Here is a 22570-nt window from a genome sequence, read left to right as displayed (position 1 = left end):
AATATTCTAAATGAAAAACCCGAAGTTTATTTTCAGGAAACTTCGGGTTTATTATCGACAACTTTATTAATCTACATTGTCGTGTAGAAAAGAGTTATTACTCCTAAAGGTAGTCTCATCATTGCTATCTTTACTTATTGAAGTTCTTGATAGTTTCCTATCAGATTCCGATTGATCCTTATCTAAGTCTACTCCTGCTCTTTTATAAGCCGGTTGTTTTTCAATCTCGTCTATATTAGAATTGTTTCTAAACTTATAATTGAATTTCTTCATACGTGCTCTACGCTCTGCAGCACGTGCTATAAGATCTTCTGAAATAGGATTATTAAACGGATCTATTTCTTCCTCAGCATTAAGATCTTCAGCTTTAGCTTCCTCTTTTTTTGGGGTTGTTTTCACCTCAAAAGATGGTTTTTCCTCTTGAACCTCTGCTGGTTTTGATGAAGGCTTTGCACTTTGTAAACTGTCTTCCAACTCCATATAATCTTCCAAACTATAACGCTTTTCTTCAGTTGAAGATTGAGATTGCGCGGAAGAGTCTGATGTATGTGCTTCACTAATATCTTCTGGCTCATTCACCTCCATATTAGCAGTATCATCATCTAGACTAAACACAATTCGCTCTTCTTCATTTTCTGATTGATTATGAGATTCCGGTTGTTGCTTTTCTTCTTTCATCGGAAAGTCGAAAGTGAACATTCCTTGTTCTTCCGGCTCCGTACTTGTTGAAGCGGAAACAACTTCTTCCGGCTCGTTTACTTCTATATTTCTGACATCGTCATGATCCTGAGTTTCTATGATAACAAAATCGTCTTCGTCGTATTTCACTTCTTCATAATCTACCTCTAAATCCTTAATTAAGGTTGAAGTAGGTATTAATTCCATTTCATTAGAAGGGTTTTCTCTTTTAGGTAATTCCTGTTTTCTTACCGGCTCTTCCTCCAAAGTATGAACTATCTTTTTTGGCTCTTCTTTTCTTGGAACTGCTTGTGCCGGGTTTGCATTTAGGTTACCCTCATTTTTTGGGGTAAGATTTTGTACCGCGCGTTGTTCGTCTTCTAAAGTGTGAATTATTTTTTTTGTTTCAGTATTTACAATAACATTTTGTTGCTCCATGTTAAATCCCGTAGCAATTACGGTTACCGAAATAGATTCCTCTAAATTTTCGTCATCCCCAACTCCCATAATAATATTAGCACTATGTCCGGCTTCTGCCTGAATGTGATCATTAATCTCACCTATTTCATCTATGGTAATTTCTTCAGAACCAGAAACAATTAGCAGCAACACATTTTTGGCTCCGGAAATTTTATTATCATTTAATAAGGGAGAATCTAAGGCTTTCATAATCGCTTCTTGTGCACGATTACTTCCTGAAGCCGCAGCAGACCCCATAATTGCAGTTCCGCTATTACTCAACACTGTTTTTGCATCTCGCAAGTCAATGTTTTGCGTGTAGTGATGTGTAATTACCTCTGCAATACCTCGAGAAGCGGTTGCTAAGACTTCGTCTGCTTTAGAAAAACCAGCTTTAAATCCTAAATTACCGTAAACTTCTCTTAGCTTATTATTATTTATTACAATTAGCGAATCAACATTTTTACGAAGTTTTTCTACTCCCAACTGCGCTTGTTCATTTCGCATTTTACCTTCAAACTGAAATGGAATGGTAACAATACCAACAGTTAAAATATCCATTTCTTTAGCTTGCTTGGCAATAATTGGGGCAGCACCTGTTCCGGTTCCACCTCCCATTCCTGCTGTAATAAATACCATTTTTGTATTGGTATCCAGCATCGTTTTTAAATCTTCAAAACTCTCTAAGGCAGCTTGTTCTCCAATTTCAGGATTCGCTCCAGCTCCTAAACCTTCGGTTAAATTAACACCTAATTGAATTTTAATAGGCACCGGACTATTTTCCAGGGCTTGAGAATCGGTATTGCAAACTACAAAGTCTACTCCGTTAATGCCCTGCTGAAACATGTGATTGATCGCGTTAGAACCTCCGCCACCAACGCCAATAACTTTAATGACATTGGACTGGTTTTTGGGAAGGTCAAATGAAATGTCGAATTCTGTGCTGCTCATAATTCTATAATTTTCGGTTTCTTAGTGTATTCTTTTTCTTAGCTATTTTTATTCTGCGTTATCTAAAAAATCTTTAAAATCTTCAAACCATTTTTCGAAGATGTTTTTTCTTTTCTTAGATGTTGACTTTACCTCTGGAGCTTCCGGGTCTTTATCCAATTCCGTTTCTGCTTCCGGAGTTTCTTGATCAAAAGATTGTTCCATCACCGGAACTGAATCTTCTTCCTTTTTTTCAATTTCTTCTTCTTGTTTCTTTAATTTTTCTATACTATTAAGCACTAATCCAATTGCTGTAGCGTACATCGGGCTAGTGGTTTCTTCATCACTATTTCCTGCAAGATGTTCATTAGGATAACCTATTCTGGTATCCATTCCAGTGATATATTCTACTAATTGTTTTAGGTGCTTTAATTGTGCACCACCTCCGGTGATTACAATACCGGCGATAAGTTTTTTCTTTTGTTCTTCGTGACCGTAATTTTTTATTTCTAAATAAACCTGTTCAATAATTTCCACTACTCTAAAGTGAATGATTTTAGACAAGTTTTTTAAGGTAATTTCCTTAGGTTCTCTTCCTCGTAAACCAGGAATAGATACAATCTCGTTATCTTTATTCTCTCCCGGCCAAGCAGAGCCAAATTTCACTTTTAATAACTCGGCTTGTTTTTCTATGATAGAACAACCTTCTTTAATATCTTCTGTTATAACATTTCCTCCAAAAGGAATTACTGCTGTGTGCCGAATTATACCGTCTTTAAAAATGGCTAAATCTGTAGTCCCGCCACCAATATCGATTAACGCGACTCCGGCTTCTTTTTCCTCTTGACTTAAAACTGCATTAGCTGAAGCTAAGGGTTCTAAGGTTACACCTGTAAGATCTAAACCAGCACTTTTTATACAGCGACCAATATTTCTGATTGAAGAAATTTGCCCTACAACTACGTGGAAATTTGCTTCTAAACGGCCACCATACATACCAATTGGTTCTGTAATTTCAGCCTGTCCGTCAACTTTAAATTCTTGTGGAAGTACATGAATTATTTCTTCTCCCGGAAGCATTACTAGTTTATGCACTTGATTGCAAAGCGTATAAATATCTTTTTCGCTAATAACCTCATCAGAATTGTCTCGCGTGATATAATCACTATGCTGTAAACTTCTAATGTGTTGTCCGGCAATACCCGCTACTACAGCATCTATTTTAATTCCAGAATCGGCTTCTGCTTCTTGCACTGCTTGCTGAATAGATTGTATGGTTTGTGTAATATTATTTACTACACCTCTATGTACTCCTAAACTTTTGGAACGACCAATCCCTAAAATTTCCATTTTACCGTATTCATTATTACGGCCAATCATCACCACAATCTTTGTGGTTCCTATGTCTAGTCCTACTGCAATATCTTTATCTTCCATAGTCAAAAAGTGTCACTTTTTTGTGCAAACAACCTGATTTTCAAATTGTAAATTCACGCTTTTGTATGCATCGAGTTTTTTATCGATATGGGCTTTTTTATAAAATGCTTTAAAATTGTCTATCTTTTTTGTGAGCGCTGTTATTTTTCCGAAGTGTACATCAAAATTCAACGTTCGTAACTTCAATTGATAATTACCATTTTGCAGGTGATTTATTGATGTTACATGCTTTGTCAAAAACTCATCTTCTTCAATCTTTTTAAGCAAGGGATAAATTTCTTCAATTTCTTTTTCCGAAATATTAGCTACCCATGGAACCCGTGCTGAATAATTTGTTGACAAAGGCATTTTTTTTCCACGAGCATCTATATAATAATGCTTTTTTCCTGCTACGCGCGCTATGGGTTTACGTTGTGTAATTTGCGTTCCTAATGTGCCATCTACACTTAAGTAAACTTCAGCATCCTCAATCATCTCATGCTTATCTAACAGCGATTCTAGCTTATTCAAAACTAAAATTTCTTTGCTTACATTTTTCAATGAATCTGAATTTACTATCAACAACTTATTAACCGCATTTTCAGTAACATATAGGTTTTCTCCGTTAGAAAAATTAACCTCAACAGATTTTATGCTGCGTTTGGCATGTCTTTTTACAGAAAAACTGTATAAAAAAACTACCAACACTAGAAGTGCAAAAGCCTTTATGTAATTCCAATTAAGCTTCATTTTGCAAAACTTTTTTTATGGATTCTACTTCTACTCCAATATCTCCTGCACCCATCATCACAATAATTTTTGCACTTGATTTTTTAACGATTTCTGACAAATCACTTTTTTGGGCTAAACGTTTATCTTCAGTTGAAATTAAACTCAGTAATACTTCACTTGTAACTTCTGGAATTGCTTCTTCTCTAGCCGGATAAATATCAAGCAAAACCACTTTATTAAATTTTGAAAGACTTGCTGCAAATTCGTTCATAAAATCTTTAGTTCGGCTAAATAAATGAGGCTGAAAAATTGCTAAAACTTCTTGATGAGGATGCATTTCTGCAACTGCTTGATAAACTGAATTTATCTCAGTAGGGTGATGGGCATAATCCTCAATTAATACATGATTTTCATTTCTTAAATGATATGTAAAACGGCGATCTACTCCTTTAAAAGAAGCTAAGGTTTCACCGGCTTTATCTTCATCTAGACCAAATTTAATAGCCATTGCCAAAGCGGTTGCTGCGTTAAAAAGATTGTGCCTCCCCGGTAAAGAAAAAACAATATTTTCAATTAATTTTTTTGGAGTTTCTAGATTGAAATTATACCTGCCATTTTTTACCTGAATATTTTTTACCGCATAATCTGCTCTTTCTTCAACACCAATAGTTTTTCCATCTATATTTTGTAGGCCTGCTTTATAAAACAGGTGATTTTCATTGGCTATTTTTGCTGCAAAAGCATGAAAGGTTTCTTGCAGAGTTTTTTCGTCCTTATAAATATCTAGATGATCGGCATCCATAGAAGTTATTGCAGCTATACTGGGTGTTAGATGCAGAAAAGAACGGTCAAATTCGTCGGCTTCAACTACAATAACTTCGTTCCCGTCAGCAATAAAGTTTGTTTGATAATTCTCACTAATTCCCCCTAAAAAAGCAGTTAGTTTTACTCCGCACTGTTTCAAAATATGTGCTAAGATGGCAGTAGTCGTGGTTTTACCATGTGTACCAGCTACTGCTAAAGTGGGAATTCCCGAAGTAATCATTCCTAATACTTCTGCACGTTTTTTAATCAAGAAGTTTTTCTGATTAAAAAATTGAAACAACGGATTTTCCCTAGAAACAGCGGGAGTATAAACTACCAATGTCTTTTTATTATCCTGAAAAGACACAGGAATCTCTTGCGATTGATTAGAAAAATAAACAGCAATTCCTTCTTGTTGAAGTTTTTGCGTAATTTCAGTTTCTAATTTATCGTATCCGGCAACTACTTTTCCGTTTAGTTTAAAAAAACGGGCAAGCGCACTCATCCCGATACCACCAATACCGATAAAATAAATATGCGTTATGTTGTTAAATGCCTTCAATTAACTGTTATTTTTCTCTATAATTAATCGATCTATTTCATCTACAATAGCTTTTGTTGCCATGGGCTTTGCTATTTTTTTTATATTTTCTGACAGTTCTCTTTGCTGATCTTCAGACTTGAGTAAACTTGAAAATCTGCCTGTAAATTCTTCATCGAGTTTTGATTCTTGTATTAAAATTGCCGCATTTTTTTGAGCAATTGCTAATGCATTTTTTGTTTGATGATCTTCAGCAACATTTGGTGAAGGAATAAAAATAACCGGTTTACCAACTACACATAATTCGCTTACTGAACCTGCTCCTGCACGAGAAATAATGATATCTGCCGCTGCATAAGCCAAAGCCATCTTATCTAAATATTCATAAATTTTAAAATGCGGACTAGCTTCGTAATGTTTATAGTCTAAGAAATATAATTTTCCGGTTTGCCAAATGACTTGCACATTTTCATCTTCAAAATACGGAATGTGTTTTTCTATATGTTGGTTTATTTTTCGTGCTCCTAAACTTCCGCCTAAAACCAATACAGTTTTTTTGGTTTTATCGAGATTGAAGAAATTAATTGCCTCTTCCCTTTTAGAATTTATTTCTAATAAATCTTGTCGTACAGGGTTTCCGGTAAAGCTTATTTTTTCTTTCGGAAAATAGCGCTCCATATTTTCATAGGCTACGCAAATACGTTTAGCACTTGAAGCCAACCATTTATTGGTAATTCCTGCATAAGAATTTTGCTCTTGCAATAAGGTAGGAATTCCTTTTTGGTTTGCCGCTTTTAATAAAGGACCGCTAGCAAAACCTCCGGTACCAACAACAATATCAGGTTCAAATTGATTTAAAATTTTATGTGATTTTAAAATACTACTGATCAACTTAAATGGAAACAGGGCGTTTTTTAGCGAAAGTTTTCGTTGGAAACCACTAATCCACAAGCCTTTTATTTTATAACCGGCTTTAGGAACTTTTTGCATTTCCATGCGGTCTTTTGCACCAACAAATAAAAATTCAGCTTCGGGATGCCTTTTTTTCAATTCATCGGCAATAGCAATCGCCGGATAAATATGTCCGCCTGTTCCGCCTCCCGATAATATGAATTTTAGTTTTCTCATATTGCTTCACTTAAAACATCCAACGGATTTTCTGATTCACTTTCTTCTATTTCCTTCTCTTCTCGCGCTTTCATCTCTTCTCGTTTAGCGCTAACACTCAACACAATTCCTAAGGCTAAACAAGTCATCCAAATAGAAGATCCTCCACTACTGATTAATGGGAGCGTTTGTCCCGTAACAGGAAATAGCTCTACAGCCACTGCCATATTAATGAGTGCTTGAAAAATAATAGGTAAACCTACACCTATAACTAGCAATTTTCCAAAAACCGTGTGTGCTTTTGTAGACACGATAACCAATCGAAAAAGAATAAGCAAGTAAGCAAACATGACTCCCAAACCACCTATTAATCCCATTTCTTCAACAATAATGGCAAAAATAAAATCTGAAGAAGATTGCGGTAAAAAATTACGTTGCACACTTTTACCAATTCCTGTTCCTGCTACACCACCTCGTGCGATAGCAATTTTAGCTTTTTCTATTTGATAATCGGCTTCGGTATCTTCGCTATTAGCAAAATTTTCTACACGACTAATCCACGTATCTACTCGGTTAGGAAATACGCCCGGAAACGCTTTTGCAGTAAGTCCAAAAATTAATAAGAACAATGCTCCTGACGCGACAATAATTCCCAAATATTTGATGGGATAACCGCCTAAAAAAACAAGTACAAGAACCATTGCAAAAATAATCGCAGTAGTAGAAAAATTGGCCGGTAAAATTAAAGCTAAAATAAATCCAACAGGAACCCATAATGGTAAAATGGTTTCTTTAAAACTTACTTTTTTTGTATGAATTTTTGATAAATACCTTGCCACATAAATCATTAAAACAACCGCCGCTAAAGTTGAAGTTTGAAAGGTTTTATTGATGATAGGAATTTTAATCCATCTACTGGCATTTGCCCCATCAATAGTGGTTCCTTGAGCTAAGGTGTAAAATAATAGCACAATAACTACCGGAATCATCAAAATTGAAAGTCCACGAAAATAATGATAAGGAATTCTATGAACTGCGTAAATAATGGCAAAACCTAAAAACAAATGAATAAAATGCGAAACTAAATACTGAAACGTACTACCATCACCATACAAATAAGCAATATTACTACTTGCACTATACACAGGAATAAAAGAAAAAACAGCCAACAGCCCTGCTATAGCCCAAATAAACTTATCGCCCTTGAGATATGTGAAAATATTAATTCGTGTATTTTTTTGTTTTTCTGCCACTTGTGTGATTAAAGATTTCTTACACTTTCCTTAAATTGTCTTCCTCTATCTTCGTAGTTTTTGAATAAATCAAAACTTGCGCAAGCTGGAGAAAGCAAAACCGTATTTCCCTTTTCTGCTATTTTATAAGCTTCTTTTACCGCTTCATTCATAGATTGTGTTTCTACAATGTGTTCTACACAATTTTTAAAAGCATTAATTATTTTTTCATTATCAACACCAAGACAGATAATGGCTTTTACTTTTTCGTTTACTAGCGGCAATAATTCTTCGTAAACATTTCCTTTATCAACACCACCAACAATCCAAATAGTTTCTGAAGTCATACTATCTAACGCATAATAAGTTGCATTAATATTGGTAGCTTTAGAATCGTTTATGTATTGTACCTGATTAATTTTCAGTACGCTTTCTAAGCGATGTTCTACTCCTTGAAAACTCTCTAAACTCTCACGAATAGTCTGTTTTCTAATACGGAGTAATTGCGCTACGGTAGAAGCAGCCATTGCATTCTTAGTATTATGCTCTCCTTTTAAAGCTATTTTTGTTGTTGGCATGGTAAAGCTTGTATTATTTATTGTTATTATTAATTCTTCGTTTTCTATATACGTTCCGTCGCCTGCTAGTTTTGAAAAGCTTAACGGTAATTTTTTTGCTTTAATGACGTGGTTTTTTAACCAGTTTGAAATATTCTTATTATCAGCATCATAAATCAAAAAATCATCTTTTGTTTGATTTTCTGTAATTCTAAATTTTGAAGCGATATAATTTTCAAACTTATAGTCATATCGATCTAAATGATCTTCTGTAATACTTGTAATTACAGCTATGTGCGGTTTAAAATCTATTATGCCGTCAAGCTGAAAGCTACTGAGTTCTAAAACATAAATTGCCGGTTGCACAGAAGCCACTTGCCTAGCAAAACTATCTCCAATATTTCCGGCCATTACTGAATTAAATCCTGCATTTTTTAAAGCGAATTGCGTCCAGTTTGTTACTGTTGTTTTTCCGTTGCTTCCGGTAATTCCTATTAGGGTTGCTTTAGTATAACGCGATGCAAATTCAATTTCAGAAATAACATCAATTTCTTTTGCTTTTAATTTTTTAACTATAGCAACATTATCCGGAATTCCGGGACTTTTCACAACCACATCTGCGTTAAAGATTTTGCTCTCAGTATGCTGTTTTTCTTCCCAATTTATTTCTTGCTGTAAAAGAACGTTTTTATATTTTTCGGCTATTGTTCCTTTATCTGAAACAAAAACTTCATAGCCTTGTTTTTTTCCTAAAATAGCAGCGCCCACACCGCTTTCTCCCGCTCCTAAAATCACTAAATTCATTATCGTAATTTTAAGGTGATGATGGTTATAAGCGCTAGTAAAATTCCAATAATCCAAAAACGAACAACAATTTTACTCTCATGTAATCCCCGCTTTTGGTAATGATGATGCAATGGCGACATTAGGAAAATACGTCGTCCTTCACCAAATTTCTTTTTAGTATATTTAAACCAACCAACCTGCATTACGACCGATAAGTTTTCCATTAAAAATATGCCGCATAAAATTGGTATCAGTAATTCTTTTCGTGTTGCAATGGCTAACACTGCAATTATACCACCGATAGTTAAACTTCCAGTATCACCCATAAATACTTGCGCCGGAAAAGTATTGTACCATAAAAACCCAACTAAAGCTCCAGCAAAAGCGGTAATATAAATTGTCATTTCACCAGAATTGGGAATATTCATTACATTTAAATAATCTGAAAAAATGATATTCCCTGAAACCCAAGCAAACAATCCTAATGTGAGTACAATTATTGCGGAAGAACCTGCGGCGAGCCCATCTATACCATCAGTTAAATTTGCTCCGTTAGAAACTGCGGTTACAATAAAAATAACAACAGGAATAAAAATTAGCCAAGCATATTTTGCATAATCAGGATTAATCCAAGTAATCAAACTTGAATAATTAAATTCATTATTCTTTACAAAAGGGATGGTAGTTTTGGTAGATTTTTCTGCCTCTTGGTAATTTACTGTATTTTCACCTATCATTTCTTCTTGCTGAATTTGATCTGGCGCAGCTTTTTGTCTAATGGTAATATCTGGATGAAAATACATGGTTGCTCCCACGATAATTCCCAAACCAATTTGCCCAATAACTTTAAATTTCCCTTCTAAACCTTCTTTATTTTTCTTGAAAGTCTTAATGTAATCATCAATAAAACCTATTGTTCCCATCCAAAGTGTGGTCACAATTAACAAGATGACGTATATATTCTCTAGTTTTGCAAAAAGTAAAACAGGAATAAGGGTTGAAAAAATTATAATCAGCCCACCCATTGTTGGCGTTCCAGCCTTTTCTGATTGACCTTTTAAACCAAGATCTCTCACACTTTCACCAACTTGTTTTGCCAATAAATAATTGATTATTTTTTTTCCAAAAATAGTTGATAGCGATAGCGATAAAATAATAGCCATACTTGCTCTAAAGGAGAGAAATCTAAAAATCTGCGCTCCCGGCAACTGGTATTGTTGTTCTAAAAAATCAAATAAATAATACAGCATTTTTTGGCTATTATTTCTCTAATTGGTTAAGTATCTCTTTTACTATTTTCATATCATCAAAATCACTACGTACTCCGTTAATCTCTTGATATGTTTCATGCCCTTTGCCGGCAATTAAAATAATGTCTCCGTTTTGAGCCATTGTACAAGCTGTTTTAATGGCTTGTTTCCTATTGGTTACTGCCAATATTTTCTTTTGATGTTGCGGTTCTACACCAGCTTCAACATCTTCAATAATTTTATCTGGATCTTCTGTTCTGGGATTATCACTTGTAAACACCACTTTTGTACTTAATGATGAGGCAATTTCACCCATTAACGGACGCTTTGTTGCATCGCGATCTCCTCCACAACCCACTACAGTTATCAATTCTTCATTTTTAGATCGAATCGTATTGATGGTTTCCAGCACATTTTTAAGCGCATCGGGCGTATGAGCATAATCTACAATTGCTGTGATTTTTTCTTTTGCTGAAATAAAATATTCAAAACGGCCATCTACTGAAGTCAGCTCGCTTATAATACGAAGGTTTTCTATTTCACTAATACCTAACAAATCTGCTGTAGCGTAGATCGCCAAAACATTATAGGCATTAAAATTTCCGATTAATTTAGTCCAAAGTTCATTTCCGTTTAAATTCAACAACAAACCACTAAATTCATTTTCCATAATTTTTGCTTTATAATCGGCATTAGATTTTAAGGCATAGTTTTTTTTACTTGCCTTCGTATTCTGAAGCATAATGCTTCCGTTTTTATCATCTAAATTTGTTAAAGCAAAAGCATCTGATGGCAGTTCATCAAAAAAACGCTTTTTTACATCTCGATATTCTGCAAAAGAATTATGATAATCTAAATGATCATGCGAGAGATTTGTAAAAATTCCACCGGCAAATTTTAATCCGGTAGTTCTATGCTGATCTATGCCGTGAGAACTGACTTCCATAAAGCAAAATTCTGCTCCGGCATTATTCATTTCTTTTAAATATTTATTGATGGTGATTGAGTCTGGTGTAGTTAATTTTGTAGCATACTCTTTTTTACCCACACAAATTTTCACCGTAGAAATTAAGCCTACTGTAAAACCAGCTTTTGTAAATAATTGATACAATAATGAAGCAATAGTTGTTTTTCCATTGGTACCGGTAACACCAACTAATTTTAAGTTCTCTGAAGGTTTATCATAAAAATTAGCCGCAATAATCGCCAATGCTTTTTTTGTGTTTTCTACTTGAACATAAGTAATCCCACTAATTCTTTTTATCGGTAACTCTTCACAAACTATGGCCAAAGCGCCGTTATCTTCTGCCGTTTTTATATATTCATGTCCATCTGCAAGCGCGCCGCGAATAGCTACAAAAACATCATTAAGACCTATATCTCTAGAGTCAAAACTAATATTTGTTATTGCTACGTGCGTATTTCCTATCACTTTTTGAATAGAAGCACCAAATAATATGTCTTTTAATTGTATCAACTTGTTAATAAACTTATGGTTTGATTTTTCTTAATTTTTGTTCCGGCTTTTACAGATTGTTTTTTCACAATTCCGCTACCTTCAACACGAACTTGAAGGTTGAGATTTTCTAATAAAGAAACAGCATCCATAACAGGCATTCCTTGAACATTAGGAATTTGACTTTCATATTTTTGAGCTTTCGCAAAATATTGCTGAAAGTCTTTTTCTGCTGAAGGATTTGTTACTTCTAAATCTTTAAACTCATCGGTAACCGGTGTATCTGTATAAATTTTCTTTGCAATTTTTTGAAAAACAGGAGCGGCAACAATATTCCCGTAAAATCCAATACTTTTTTCCGGTTCACTAATAACCACAATACAAGAATACTTAGGGTTTTCTGCCGGAAAATAACCAGCGAAAGAAGCTATGTAATTAGAGGATTCTTTCCCATTTCCGTAGCCGGTTAAACAAGTTCCTGTTTTTCCTGCCATAGAATACTCCTCAGTATATATATTGGAAGCAGTTCCTCTTTTCACCGTATTTTTCATCATTTCTCGCACCTTTTTTGCTGTCTCTTTAGAACAGATAGAATTTTGCACGATAGGTTGGTTGTGACCTTCTACTAACTGATTGCGATCTCTAATTTCTTTAATAAGGCGAGGCTTAATCATAATACCATTGTTAGCAATGGCATTATAAAAATTTAAAGTTTGTAAAGGCGTTAATAAAACTCCATATCCAAAAGACATCCACGGAAGGGTTGTTCCGTACCAATTAGCATCATCGGGATGAGGGATTTTAGGTGTTCCTTCTCCTTTTATTTCTAAACCAACTTTTTGGTTTAAGCCCATATTATTTAATCTATTTACAAAGTCTTCCGGATTGTCTTTGTAACCTTTATAAATAAATTTAGAAAATGCCGTATTAGAGGACAGCTCAAAAGATCTAGCCACAGAAATCTCACCAAATCCACCGCGATGAGAATCACGAACTATTCGGTCAAAATATTTCACTTTTCCATTTTCTGTATCAATAATATCACTTGTGTCAACTACTTTATCTTCTAATGCAGCAACCATTGCCATCAGCTTAAATGTAGAACCTGGCTCGTGAGCTTCCCAAATAGCATAATTTCTTTTTTCGTAGTAAGTTCCACTAGAAGTTCTTCCTAGATTTGCCATTGCTTTAATTTCGCCCGTTTTGGTTTCCATTACCACTACAGTTCCATGATCTGCTTTGAATTTCTCAAGTTGACCTAATAAAGCGTGGTGTGCTATATCCTGAATATTTACATCTATGGTAGACACAACGTCTAAGCCATCTTCAGGTTCTACTTCATTTGCATCGCTTATGGGTTTCCACTGGCCTTGAGCTATTTTTTGTTTTAATCGGTGTCCGTTTCTTCCGCGTAAATATTCATCGTAAGCACCTTCTAGACCGGCTTGACCGTAACCAACTGTTCGCTCTCCTATTTTTCCTAACGGTAATTCTCTTACTGTGCGTTGTTCTGCAATAAAACCTCCTTTATAGGCACCTAAATTAAACATCGGAAATTCTCGAACTTTTACATATTGCGAATAACCGAGGTTTCTTGCCACTAAATAATAGCGGTTTTTATTAGCTCGTGCTCTCCTTAAGTTTCGTTCGTAATGTGCTTTTGATTTCCCAAAAAGCTTTGAAAGTTCAGCGGAAAGCGGACCGACATATTTTTGAAAGTTTTCTTCAGAAACAGTTAAGGCATCAAAGCGAATATCGTATTCAGGTACCGAAGTAGCTAATAAACTTCCATTAGAATCGTATAAATTTCCACGATTAGCTTCTATCGTAAAATCTTTAAAAACACGCTTTGCAGAAATTTCTTTGTATTTTTCACCTTCAGACAACTGAATATTAATCAGCTTAAAGCCTACCGCAACAGCAAACAGAAACATAAAGCCTGCGACAATATATAAGCGATTTAATATGTTTTTTTCTGAAGTCATATGGTATTATCGAAGAATGATTATTTTTTGTGGCGGTACATTTGATGGAGTAACTCCGCTGCCACTTAATTTTTTAGTGATACTTGACTCCATTTTCATTTGCATCAAGCGTTTTTTTGTATCTACAAACTCACTTCTAAGCTCTCGAACTTCTTTATTCATTTTAGCGATTTTATGAACTTTTCGCTCTGCTTGATGAGAGCAAGCAATCATAATAATTGCCAAAAACGTGCAGAATAAAATGAAGCGCCAATTTTTCATGGCATCATCGTGAATTAAAAATTTACCCTTCAAAAAATCATAAACTCCCTTTTTCATCTTTATAATTTTTCAGCAACGCGAAGTCTCGCACTTCGTGCGCGGTTGTTTTCTTTAATTTCTTCTGTAGTAGGCTTTATTAATTTTCCAACTTTTTTAAACGGAACAGAAATATTACCGTAGAAATCCTTTTCCGGTTGCCCCTCAAACAAACCACTTCTTATGTAGCGCTTCACCAAACGATCTTCTAGCGAATGATAGGAAATTAAGCTTAATCTACCTCCTTTTTCTAATAATTGATCGGTTTGTATTAAAAATGATTTCAGCGCTTCTATTTCTTGATTAACTTCAATACGAATTGCCTGATAAATCTGCGCTAAAATTTTAAACTCCTTCCCTTTAAACAGTAAAGGAGTTAACAATTTTTGCAATTCATCCCCTGTTTTTATTGGCGATTCTTTTCTTGCTAAAACAATTGTTCTAGCCAATTTTGGAGAATTTTTCAATTCGCCATATTCATAAAAGAGCGACTTTAATTGCGCTTCACTATAATCATTGATCACCTCATAAGCACTCAATTGATCATTTTGATTCATCCGCATGTCCAATTTTGCATCAAAACGCGTTGAAAAACCACGTTCTGCCACATCAAACTGATGAGAAGAAACTCCAAAATCCCCTAAGATTCCATCTACTTTTCTTATCCCGTGTAAACGAAGAAAACGCTTAATGAAACGAAAATTCTCAGGAATCAATGTAAAACGATCATCTTTAAATGCGTTTTGTTGTGCATCTTTATCCTGATCAAAAGCAAACAATTTCCCGTCAGGATTTAATTGTTTTAAAATTTCAGCAGAATGACCTCCACCACCAAAAGTCACATCCACATAGACTCCTGAAGGTTTGATTGCCAAACCTTCAACAGTTTCTTTCAACAAGACCGGTTTATGATAATTCTGATTGTTCATCTAAGTCTCCCATTACTTCTTCAGCCAGTTCTGCAAAATCATCTGTTGCATCTTCAATAGCTGATTCATATTTACTTTTATCCCAAATTTCAACAATATTAATAGCCGATGAAAGCACCAATTCTTTTTGTAGTCCGGCAAAAGCATACAAGTCTTTAGGCACCAATAAGCGACCATTCCCATCTACTTCAATCATCTTTACGCCAGCTGTAAATCGACGTATAAAATCATTGTTCTTTTTCTTAAATCGATTTAGTTTATTCACCCTTTTCATCAGCACTTCCCATTCACTCATTGGGTACAACTCTAAACACTCTTGAAAAACGCTTCGCTTTAACACAAAACCTTTCTCAAGCATCGGCAACAATTGCTTTTTTAACGCTGAAGGCAACAACAACCTGCCCTTTGCGTCAATTTTACATTCATATGTACCGATTAAATTAATCATCTCTTTAATTCTATGTTCAAATATATTGAAAATTTTACCACTTTTTACCACATTCTTCCACTTTGTTGATAAGTTTTCCCCAACTCAACTTTTTAATTATGAGGAATTAACCCTAAGCCTTTTGCAGGATAGGTGATTAAATGTGGGAGGAAAAAGCGCTTTAGTTTTCAACAATAGTATTTGCTCTAAAATTGAACTTTGCTGATAGATTAAGAATTAGGTTTGCCGAAAAATACCTATACTTGTACAATTATATCTATATTTGCGTTTGCTAACCGCAAGATTTATTGATGAAGAAAGAAATTAAAAAAGACGGAAAATTCAAGTACATTGAAATAGGAGAAGGCACTCCTATCATCATCCTGCACGGATTGATGGGTGGCTTGAGTAATTTTGACGGGGTAGCAAATTTTTTTCCTGAAAAAGGCTATAAAATTGTTATTCCTGAGTTACCGCTTTACACGATGTCATTGTTAAAAACAAGTGTAGGTAATTTTGCAAAATACATCAAAGAGTTTATAGATCATAAACAATATAAAGGCGTCATTTTATTAGGAAATTCGCTTGGAGGTCATATCGCACTTCTCACTACTAAACTTTACCCTGAAATAATCACCGGACTTGTAATCACAGGAAGCTCAGGTCTTTATGAAAGTGCTATGGGAGAAAGCTATCCTAAACGAGGCGATTACGAGTACATCAGAAAAAAAGCTGAAAATGTTTTTTATGATCCCCAAGTTGCTACCAAAGAAATTGTTGACGATGTTTACGAAACAGTAAACGATAGAAATAAATTAATACGCACACTTGCTATTGCTAAAAGTGCGATTAGGCACAATATGGCAAAAGATTTACCTAGAATGCACACCCCAACTTGTATTATATGGGGGAAACAAGATAATGTAACTCCGCCTGAAGTTGCCGAAGACTTTGAACGTTTATTACCCAATGCTAATTTATATTGGATAGATAAATGTGGCCATGCGGCAATGATGGAGCATCCTGAAGAATTTAATGAGCTTCTATATAAATGGCTTGTTAACCGAAAATTATAAACTATGCAAATTAATTCAGCTGAGTTTGTAGTTAGCAATAGTGACGTTAGCAAATGTCCTAAAAGTAAATTACCGGAGTATGCTTTTATTGGTAGAAGTAATGTTGGTAAATCTTCGTTGATTAATATGCTTACCAAACGAAAAAGTTTGGCAAAAACTTCTGGCAGACCAGGAAAAACACAACTCATAAATCATTTTTTAATCAATAAAAATTGGCATTTAGTTGATTTACCAGGTTATGGTTATGCTCGAGTTAGCAAGAAAGCAAAAAAAACCTTTCAAAAATTTATCACTGATTATTTTCTAAATCGCCCACAATTGGTTTGCGCTTTTGTGCTAGTAGATGCTCGGCATGAGCCACAAAAAATTGACTTAGAATTTATGCAATGGTTAGGCGAAAAAGGGCTACCCTTTGGCATTATTTTCACAAAAGCAGATAAATTAAAACCCAAAGTGCTAGAAAATAATATTGAGCAATATGCTGCTAAATTACTAGAAACTTGGGAAGAAGTTCCTCCACATTTTATTACCTCATCAAGCAAAGAATTAGGTCGCGACGAAGTATTGAATTATATTGAAGAAATTAATACAAGTTTGGAATAGGTATTTGATATTTAAATCTAGGATTAAAAATATCACCTTCTCACTTTTTGCATTGCTACTTTTTTATAACTATATTTAATATATAAAAAAATAAGATGCGAATTTCATTATTACTAATATTCTTTTGTATTTCATTTTCTGCGATTTCCCAACAGAAAAGATTATACTTAAATGAATACAATGAAGCTATTAGGGAAGATGTTTTTCAACACAGATGGCGAGATAAAGAAAATAAATTGGTTCGTTGGGATTTTTATTCTACCGATACTGTTCGAGTTTGCAGATTATTAAAAGGCCTGTATCAACAAAAGAAACTTAACTACGATTATTTTAAGCAACATTTTGAAAAAATAACTCAAAAAAAATATCCTAAAAATACTACCTTTTTTATTTCATACACTTATTATAATGATTTATGCTCTAAAAGCTCTACAAATAATTACAGTGCTAGAGGAGCCAGAGAAATGAGAAATAGAAACAGAAGATTTAAAAAGAAAATTGAAAAACAAAATCCTAATATAATTGTTCTAATGTTTTACGATAAAAATATAACCTTTGAAAAAAGAGGTAAATTCCCTACATTATATAGCGATAAAGCAAATATACTCAGAAATCTCATTTTTGATAAACCCACTTTATGCGGCAGTTTTGCTATAATTAAACCAAGTGGAAAAACATTAATAAGAAATGGAGAATATGGAGGTATTTTAAAGAGTATATTAAATCCAGAAAATTGGTCCTCTCTAATTCCTAAATCCCAATAAAATTAATTTAGCCGAAATTCTATCAGCTCAATTAATTCTTCTAGGTTTTTAATTTCATTTAATTCTTTGGTAGAAACAAAAACTTCCAATTCGTAACCGGTTTTTTCTAATACAATCGGAAAATCAAATTTATAACCAAACTTTGATGCATATTCTTTTTGAAATTCATCAGCGTGTAAAAAGTGCATCTCTATAGACTTATGCGCTTTCTTAAAATTTTTCCATTTCTTTTTTTCAGTAAAAAAGCCATGCGTTAAACTACACAAATTACACGCATAACTTTTTGGATTCAATAATTTATGAAGACTTTCTGCTAAAGCAGAATCACTTTTTCTTGCATTATATATAAAGAGTAACTCGCTCAGCCTATTGCTTTTTTAAGTCTAATTTATCTGCAAAATAATCACAAAAATCTTTCATGGTTTCCATCATTTTTTCGTCTTCCGTGGCGCGATAAAAAGTATCACTCATCGCCACTAAAGTTTGATGAAAAAATAATTTCATTTCATCTACAGGCATATCTTTTGTCCACAAATCAATTCGTAATGTTTCTTGCGCTTTATTATCCCATAACGAAAGTAGCATAGCTTTTGCTTCTTCATTTTGTATTCCACCGTCTTGTGCACTCCAATTTAAATTTTCCGGCACATTATTTTCGTCTACTTCTACTTGTATTTTTATTTCAGATTTTTTTGTTGAATTGCTCATTTAATTGCGTTTTGGTTTGTAATTAGACTTATCAAAAATTTGTTCAGCATCAAGACTTAGTAATTTTTTAAGGCTTACTTCAGGATTTTTTTCCATAAACTGATTAACAATTTGAAAACCTATATACTGTCCTAATTGTGGCGGACTTTTACTGTCTAATGCTAAGCCAAATTTTGTGAAAGGAGAAATATTAATAAAGTTTTGCTTTAACTTACCATCTGTTTCGTACAGAAGTTCGCGTTCAATAAAATAACGCCAAACCTGTTCTTCATTTTTTTCTGCCCAAGTCAACTCTTCAGAAGAATAGCTTAAAATTTCAGCTTTAGAAGTTTTAGGTAATAATTTTTGTGAAACGTAATGAATTTTCCCGTAATAAATCATTGAAGCTAACAACATTCTAGAACGCGCTTGTGGCACCAATTGCTTTGCATAAGTAAAAGCAATATCAGGAATGAGTTGTTCTTTTCTAAAATCGGCATGAATATATTCTGCAATTCCGGTATAAAAACGGTGTTCCGGACCTAAATAATTATCTAACGAAATAAGCAGCAGACTATCGGCTAACACAATTTTATTAGTATAATCTACATCTGAAGTGATGGTGATTACGCGAGGTGTTTCAAAAGCTGAAAAATAAAATTTTAAATGCTGAAATAATTTTTTTAGCTCTTTTTTTTGTTCAACAAAATCGGGAAATGCTTTTTTCACCTCTCTACTTAAGGCTTGCTGAACCGTATCATTTTTCTTCTTAATCCATATAGAATCGGCAAATTGCTGCGGAAATAAAAAAGGATATTCGCGTTTAAGTTCTGGTAAATTTTCTTGATTTAACGAAGCAAATTTTTCCTCAAAGCGCTCAACTTGAAATTCAACAGGAATTTTAGCTATTTCTTGTTCTAATTTATTTTCCTTTTGGCAAGCCCAAAAAAGCATCAAAACAAAAATGAACAGTATTTTTTTTAACATCCTATAATTTGTTTACAAGTGTTTAACGCCAAAGACTTTTATTAATTATGTTTTCGCGCTATTTTTGCGCAAAGGTAATTTAATTCAACTAAAAACAAACAGCATGCAAACCGAAAAAGTAGTACAACATATTGTAGATTGGCTAAGAAATTATGCCAAAAAAAATAACATGGAAGGTTTTGTTATTGGCGTAAGTGGTGGTATAGATTCTGCCGTAACTTCTACCCTTTGTGCTCAAACAGGTTTACGGTTGCTATGCGTAGAAATGCCAATTCACCAAGCGGCAAACCAAGTAAACCGTGCGGTGAATCATGTAAACTGGCTACAAGAAAATTTCAATAATGTAGAAACCACAACAACGCATTTAACCCCAGTTTTTGATGAGCTTATTGTTTCATTACCTTCAGTAGAAAATGAGGAAGATCGGTTTATGGCGTTAGCGAACACTCGCGCCCGTTTAAGAATGACAACGCTTTATTATTTTGCGGCTTTAGAAAAACTTTTAGTAGCCGGAACCGGTAATAAGGTAGAAGATTTTGGGGTCGGTTTTTATACAAAATATGGTGATGGTGGTGTTGATTTAAGTCCGATTGCTGATTTGTTAAAAACCGAAGTTTATGAAATCGCGAAACACCTCAACATCAATCAAGAAATACTGCAAGCAAAACCAACCGATGGTTTATGGGGAGATGACAGAACCGATGAAGACCAAATTGGCGCTTCTTATCCGGAACTAGAATGGGCAATGCAAATGGATGAATTAGAAAAAACACCGAAAGATTTTTCGGGTAGAGAAGCGGAAGTTTTTAAAATCTATCAAAAACTAAACCGTGCCAATCAGCATAAAATGAATCCAATTCCGGTTTGCGAAATTCCTGATGAATTTAAATAACGCGGTTTAATTTTTGAGCAATAATTATTTCTAAACTCTTATATTCTTTCACTTCCACCAGAATTTCGTGATGATGTGTAGATTTCTGCTCTAAAACTTGCTGCATTAATTCTTGTACTTTTTTCTTGATCAAAAATCGACGTAAGTTTAAAATAGTCTCATTTACCTCTCTCGGTTCAAGCTCATTTTTGTCCTTTACAAAAATATCTTGATCATCCCATCGGTGAAGCACGTCACGCTCGCTTTCCATTAAAATGGATGTCATTTCTGAAGCTTCTTCCGGTGAAACTTTATTGATAAATGCGTCTATTTTTAATTGCTCATTGGTACTATATTCTTCAATTATTTTATGATACAACTCTTTAAAAGCATCGTGCGTAAATTCAATTTCATCTTCTTGAAGATCCAGAAAAATTTTCTCATAAACTTTTGCGTTTTGTGTTTCTGCTTCTAGATCTAAATTTCCATCCTGATCAGCTTTTAGCACAAAATCTTCAAACTCATCTTCTTCATTTCCATAGCGCAATAATAAGCTAATGATACTTCGTTCTAGTTGAAATTGCTGATTTACCTTCGGTCTAGTTTCTTGATTTTGCTGCTCCCCTACTTTTTGCAGCGGTTTGGTGTTTTGTCTGCTTTTTTTTGATTGATCTCGTTGGTTTTTTGCTGAAAGTTGTGCTAAAGAACTATATAATACATTTTCAGAAATATCCATAATCCGCGCACATTCTTGCAAATAAATTTCCTGCTGAATATTATCTGGAACTTTAGCAATACTACTCACCATATCGCGAATGGCTTCCGCTTTTTTTATGGGATCGTTTTTAGCTTCATCCACTAACAACGAAGCTTTAAAACTAATCACGTCTTTTGCTTGCTGATTGATGTACGCTGCTATATCTTCTTGCGTATTTTTCTTTGCAAAACTATCGGGATCTTCACCTTCAGGAAAAGTACAAACCTTCACATTCATCCCCTGTTCTAAAATCAAATCTACACCACGTAAAGAAGCTCGTAAACCTGCAGGATCACCATCAAAAAGAATAGTAATATTTGGAGTTAATCTTCTAATTAACCGAATTTGATCTGTGGTAAGTGCAGTTCCAGATGAAGAAACCACATTCTCAATTCCGCTTTGATGAAGTTGAATAACATCAGTATAACCTTCAACCAAATAACAGGCGTCTTCTTTTGCTATTGCTTGTTTTGCAAAGTAAATTCCGTAAAGCACTTTACTTTTATGGTAGATATCACTTTCGGGAGAGTTTAAATATTTAGCGGCTTTTTTATCATTTGTCAAAATTCTTCCGCCAAAGCCTAGGGTTCTACCGGACATAGATTGAATAGGAAAAATAACACGTCCTTTAAACCGATCGAATTGTTTTTCTCCTTTTACAATACTTAAGCCGGTTTTTTCCAGATAATCTAATTTATAGCTTTTCTTTAAAGCCTCTGCCGTTAAAGCATCCCAAGTATCCGGCGAATAACCTAACTCAAATTTTTGAATAGTTTCTGCCGTAAAACCGCGCTCTTTAAAATAACTTAAACCAATTGCCTTTCCTTGGTCGGTTTTGTGCAACATTCGCTTAAAAAAGTCTTTTGCAAATTCACTAACAAGAAACATACTTTCCCGCTCGTCTGCTTGTTGCTTTTCTTCATCGGTTTGTTGAGTTTCTTCAATTTCAATTCCGTATTTTTTTGCTAAATATTTTATAGCTTCGGGATAACTGAAATGTTCATGTTCCATCACAAAAGCAACTACGTTCCCTCCTTTTCCACTGGAGAAATCCTTCCAGATTTGCTTGGCTGGAGAAACCATAAAACTTGGGGTACGCTCATCAGAAAAGGGACTCAAACCTTTATAATTACTACCTGATTTTTTTAACTGAACAAAATCTCCGATCACTTCTTCAACACGAGCGGTTTCAAAAACTTGATCTATGGTAGATTTTTTAATCATAAAAATTTGAAAGTT

The 22570-nt window shown here is 34.3% G+C and carries 21 protein-coding genes; 4 read left to right on the top strand and 17 right to left on the bottom strand.

Features of this window, described 5'->3' with window-relative positions:
• Window positions 1-66 precede the first annotated feature (66 nt).
• The 13 genes from ftsZ to mraZ are packed head-to-tail and all read right to left on the bottom strand — an operon-like array spanning window position 67 to window position 15607.
• Window positions 67-2088 (bottom strand): cell division protein FtsZ, encoded by a 2022-nt coding sequence (ftsZ, locus tag D9R05_RS09975; protein WP_121667087.1) that lies wholly within the window; start codon window positions 2086-2088, stop codon window positions 67-69.
• Window positions 2089-2136: 48 nt separating this feature from the next.
• Window positions 2137-3504 (bottom strand): cell division protein FtsA, encoded by a 1368-nt coding sequence (ftsA, locus tag D9R05_RS09970; protein WP_121667086.1) that lies wholly within the window; start codon window positions 3502-3504, stop codon window positions 2137-2139.
• A gap of 12 nt (window positions 3505-3516) precedes the next feature.
• Window positions 3517-4233: a cell division protein FtsQ/DivIB gene (locus D9R05_RS09965; protein WP_121667085.1), complete on the bottom strand. Its 717-nt coding sequence runs from the start codon at window positions 4231-4233 to the stop codon at window positions 3517-3519.
• The gene (gene murC, locus D9R05_RS09960; protein WP_121667084.1) at window positions 4223-5581 is read right to left on the bottom strand and encodes a UDP-N-acetylmuramate--L-alanine ligase; all 1359 of its coding nucleotides are present in this window, start codon (window positions 5579-5581) and stop codon (window positions 4223-4225) included. Before murC ends, D9R05_RS09965 begins: the two co-directional genes overlap by 11 nt.
• Window positions 5582-6688, bottom strand: a complete 1107-nt coding sequence (gene murG, locus D9R05_RS09955; protein WP_121667083.1) for an undecaprenyldiphospho-muramoylpentapeptide beta-N-acetylglucosaminyltransferase — start codon at window positions 6686-6688, stop codon at window positions 5582-5584.
• The gene (locus D9R05_RS09950; protein WP_240463023.1) at window positions 6685-7920 is read right to left on the bottom strand and encodes an FtsW/RodA/SpoVE family cell cycle protein; all 1236 of its coding nucleotides are present in this window, start codon (window positions 7918-7920) and stop codon (window positions 6685-6687) included. The genes murG and D9R05_RS09950 overlap by 4 nt, the downstream gene beginning before the upstream one ends.
• Before the next feature lie 8 nt (window positions 7921-7928).
• On the bottom strand, window positions 7929-9260 hold the full coding sequence (gene murD, locus D9R05_RS09945; RefSeq protein WP_121667082.1) for a UDP-N-acetylmuramoyl-L-alanine--D-glutamate ligase: 1332 nt from the start codon (window positions 9258-9260) through the stop codon (window positions 7929-7931).
• Window positions 9260-10492 (bottom strand): phospho-N-acetylmuramoyl-pentapeptide-transferase, encoded by a 1233-nt coding sequence (gene mraY / locus D9R05_RS09940; protein ID WP_121667081.1) that lies wholly within the window; start codon window positions 10490-10492, stop codon window positions 9260-9262. The genes murD and mraY overlap by 1 nt, the downstream gene beginning before the upstream one ends.
• Before the next feature lie 10 nt (window positions 10493-10502).
• Window positions 10503-11969: a UDP-N-acetylmuramoyl-L-alanyl-D-glutamate--2,6-diaminopimelate ligase gene (locus tag D9R05_RS09935; RefSeq protein WP_121667080.1), complete on the bottom strand. Its 1467-nt coding sequence runs from the start codon at window positions 11967-11969 to the stop codon at window positions 10503-10505.
• The gene (locus D9R05_RS09930) at window positions 11966-13933 is read right to left on the bottom strand and encodes a penicillin-binding protein (protein WP_121667079.1); all 1968 of its coding nucleotides are present in this window, start codon (window positions 13931-13933) and stop codon (window positions 11966-11968) included. The genes D9R05_RS09935 and D9R05_RS09930 overlap by 4 nt, the downstream gene beginning before the upstream one ends.
• 6 nt (window positions 13934-13939) lie before the next feature.
• On the bottom strand, window positions 13940-14251 hold the full coding sequence (locus D9R05_RS09925) for an FtsL-like putative cell division protein (RefSeq protein WP_121667078.1): 312 nt from the start codon (window positions 14249-14251) through the stop codon (window positions 13940-13942).
• Between the two features lie 2 nt (window positions 14252-14253).
• The gene (rsmH, locus tag D9R05_RS09920; protein ID WP_121667077.1) at window positions 14254-15159 is read right to left on the bottom strand and encodes a 16S rRNA (cytosine(1402)-N(4))-methyltransferase RsmH; all 906 of its coding nucleotides are present in this window, start codon (window positions 15157-15159) and stop codon (window positions 14254-14256) included.
• Window positions 15137-15607, bottom strand: a complete 471-nt coding sequence (gene mraZ, locus D9R05_RS09915; protein ID WP_121667207.1) for a division/cell wall cluster transcriptional repressor MraZ — start codon at window positions 15605-15607, stop codon at window positions 15137-15139. The genes rsmH and mraZ overlap by 23 nt, the downstream gene beginning before the upstream one ends.
• 290 nt (window positions 15608-15897) lie before the next feature.
• Between mraZ and D9R05_RS09910 the strand changes: the two genes are divergently transcribed.
• The 3 genes from D9R05_RS09910 to D9R05_RS09900 all read left to right on the top strand — a co-directional run bounded on the left by D9R05_RS09910 (window position 15898) and on the right by D9R05_RS09900 (window position 18029).
• Entirely contained in the window at window positions 15898-16662 is a 765-nt protein-coding gene (locus D9R05_RS09910) for an alpha/beta fold hydrolase (RefSeq protein ID WP_121667076.1), read from the top strand.
• A gap of 3 nt (window positions 16663-16665) precedes the next feature.
• A complete protein-coding gene (gene yihA / locus D9R05_RS09905) occupies window positions 16666-17265 on the top strand; it encodes a ribosome biogenesis GTP-binding protein YihA/YsxC (RefSeq protein ID WP_121667075.1) in 600 nt (199 codons plus the stop codon).
• 95 nt (window positions 17266-17360) lie between these two features.
• Window positions 17361-18029 (top strand): RNA polymerase II subunit A C-terminal domain phosphatase SSU72, encoded by a 669-nt coding sequence (locus tag D9R05_RS09900; RefSeq protein WP_121667074.1) that lies wholly within the window; start codon window positions 17361-17363, stop codon window positions 18027-18029.
• Between the two features lie 2 nt (window positions 18030-18031).
• On the opposite strand, the gene D9R05_RS09895 is transcribed toward D9R05_RS09900, so the two are convergent.
• The 3 genes from D9R05_RS09895 to gldB all read right to left on the bottom strand — a co-directional run bounded on the left by D9R05_RS09895 (window position 18032) and on the right by gldB (window position 19703).
• On the bottom strand, window positions 18032-18322 hold the full coding sequence (locus D9R05_RS09895; protein WP_240463021.1) for a GTPase: 291 nt from the start codon (window positions 18320-18322) through the stop codon (window positions 18032-18034).
• Between the two features lie 73 nt (window positions 18323-18395).
• A complete protein-coding gene (gene gldC, locus D9R05_RS09890; protein WP_121667072.1) occupies window positions 18396-18737 on the bottom strand; it encodes a gliding motility protein GldC in 342 nt (113 codons plus the stop codon).
• Window positions 18738-19703 (bottom strand): gliding motility lipoprotein GldB, encoded by a 966-nt coding sequence (gldB, locus tag D9R05_RS09885; RefSeq protein ID WP_121667071.1) that lies wholly within the window; start codon window positions 19701-19703, stop codon window positions 18738-18740.
• Window positions 19704-19806: 103 nt separating this feature from the next.
• Here gldB and nadE point away from each other — a divergent pair, with 103 nt between their 5' ends.
• Complete coding sequence (gene nadE / locus D9R05_RS09880; RefSeq protein ID WP_121667070.1) at window positions 19807-20595, top strand: NAD(+) synthase; 789 nt, start codon at window positions 19807-19809, stop codon at window positions 20593-20595.
• Here the strand turns inward: nadE and dnaG are convergent.
• Window positions 20588-22555, bottom strand: coding sequence for a DNA primase (gene dnaG / locus D9R05_RS09875; RefSeq protein ID WP_121667206.1), 1968 nt, complete (start codon window positions 22553-22555; stop codon window positions 20588-20590). The two genes, nadE and dnaG, sit on opposite strands and share 8 nt — an antisense overlap.
• Window positions 22556-22570: the final 15 nt, after the last annotated feature.

This window comes from Mesonia aquimarina (assembly GCF_003667275.1).
Classification (GTDB): domain Bacteria; phylum Bacteroidota; class Bacteroidia; order Flavobacteriales; family Flavobacteriaceae; genus Mesonia; species Mesonia aquimarina.
The sequence above is the reverse complement of the archived record's forward strand: the minus strand, read 5'-3'. Positions and strand labels throughout refer to the sequence as shown.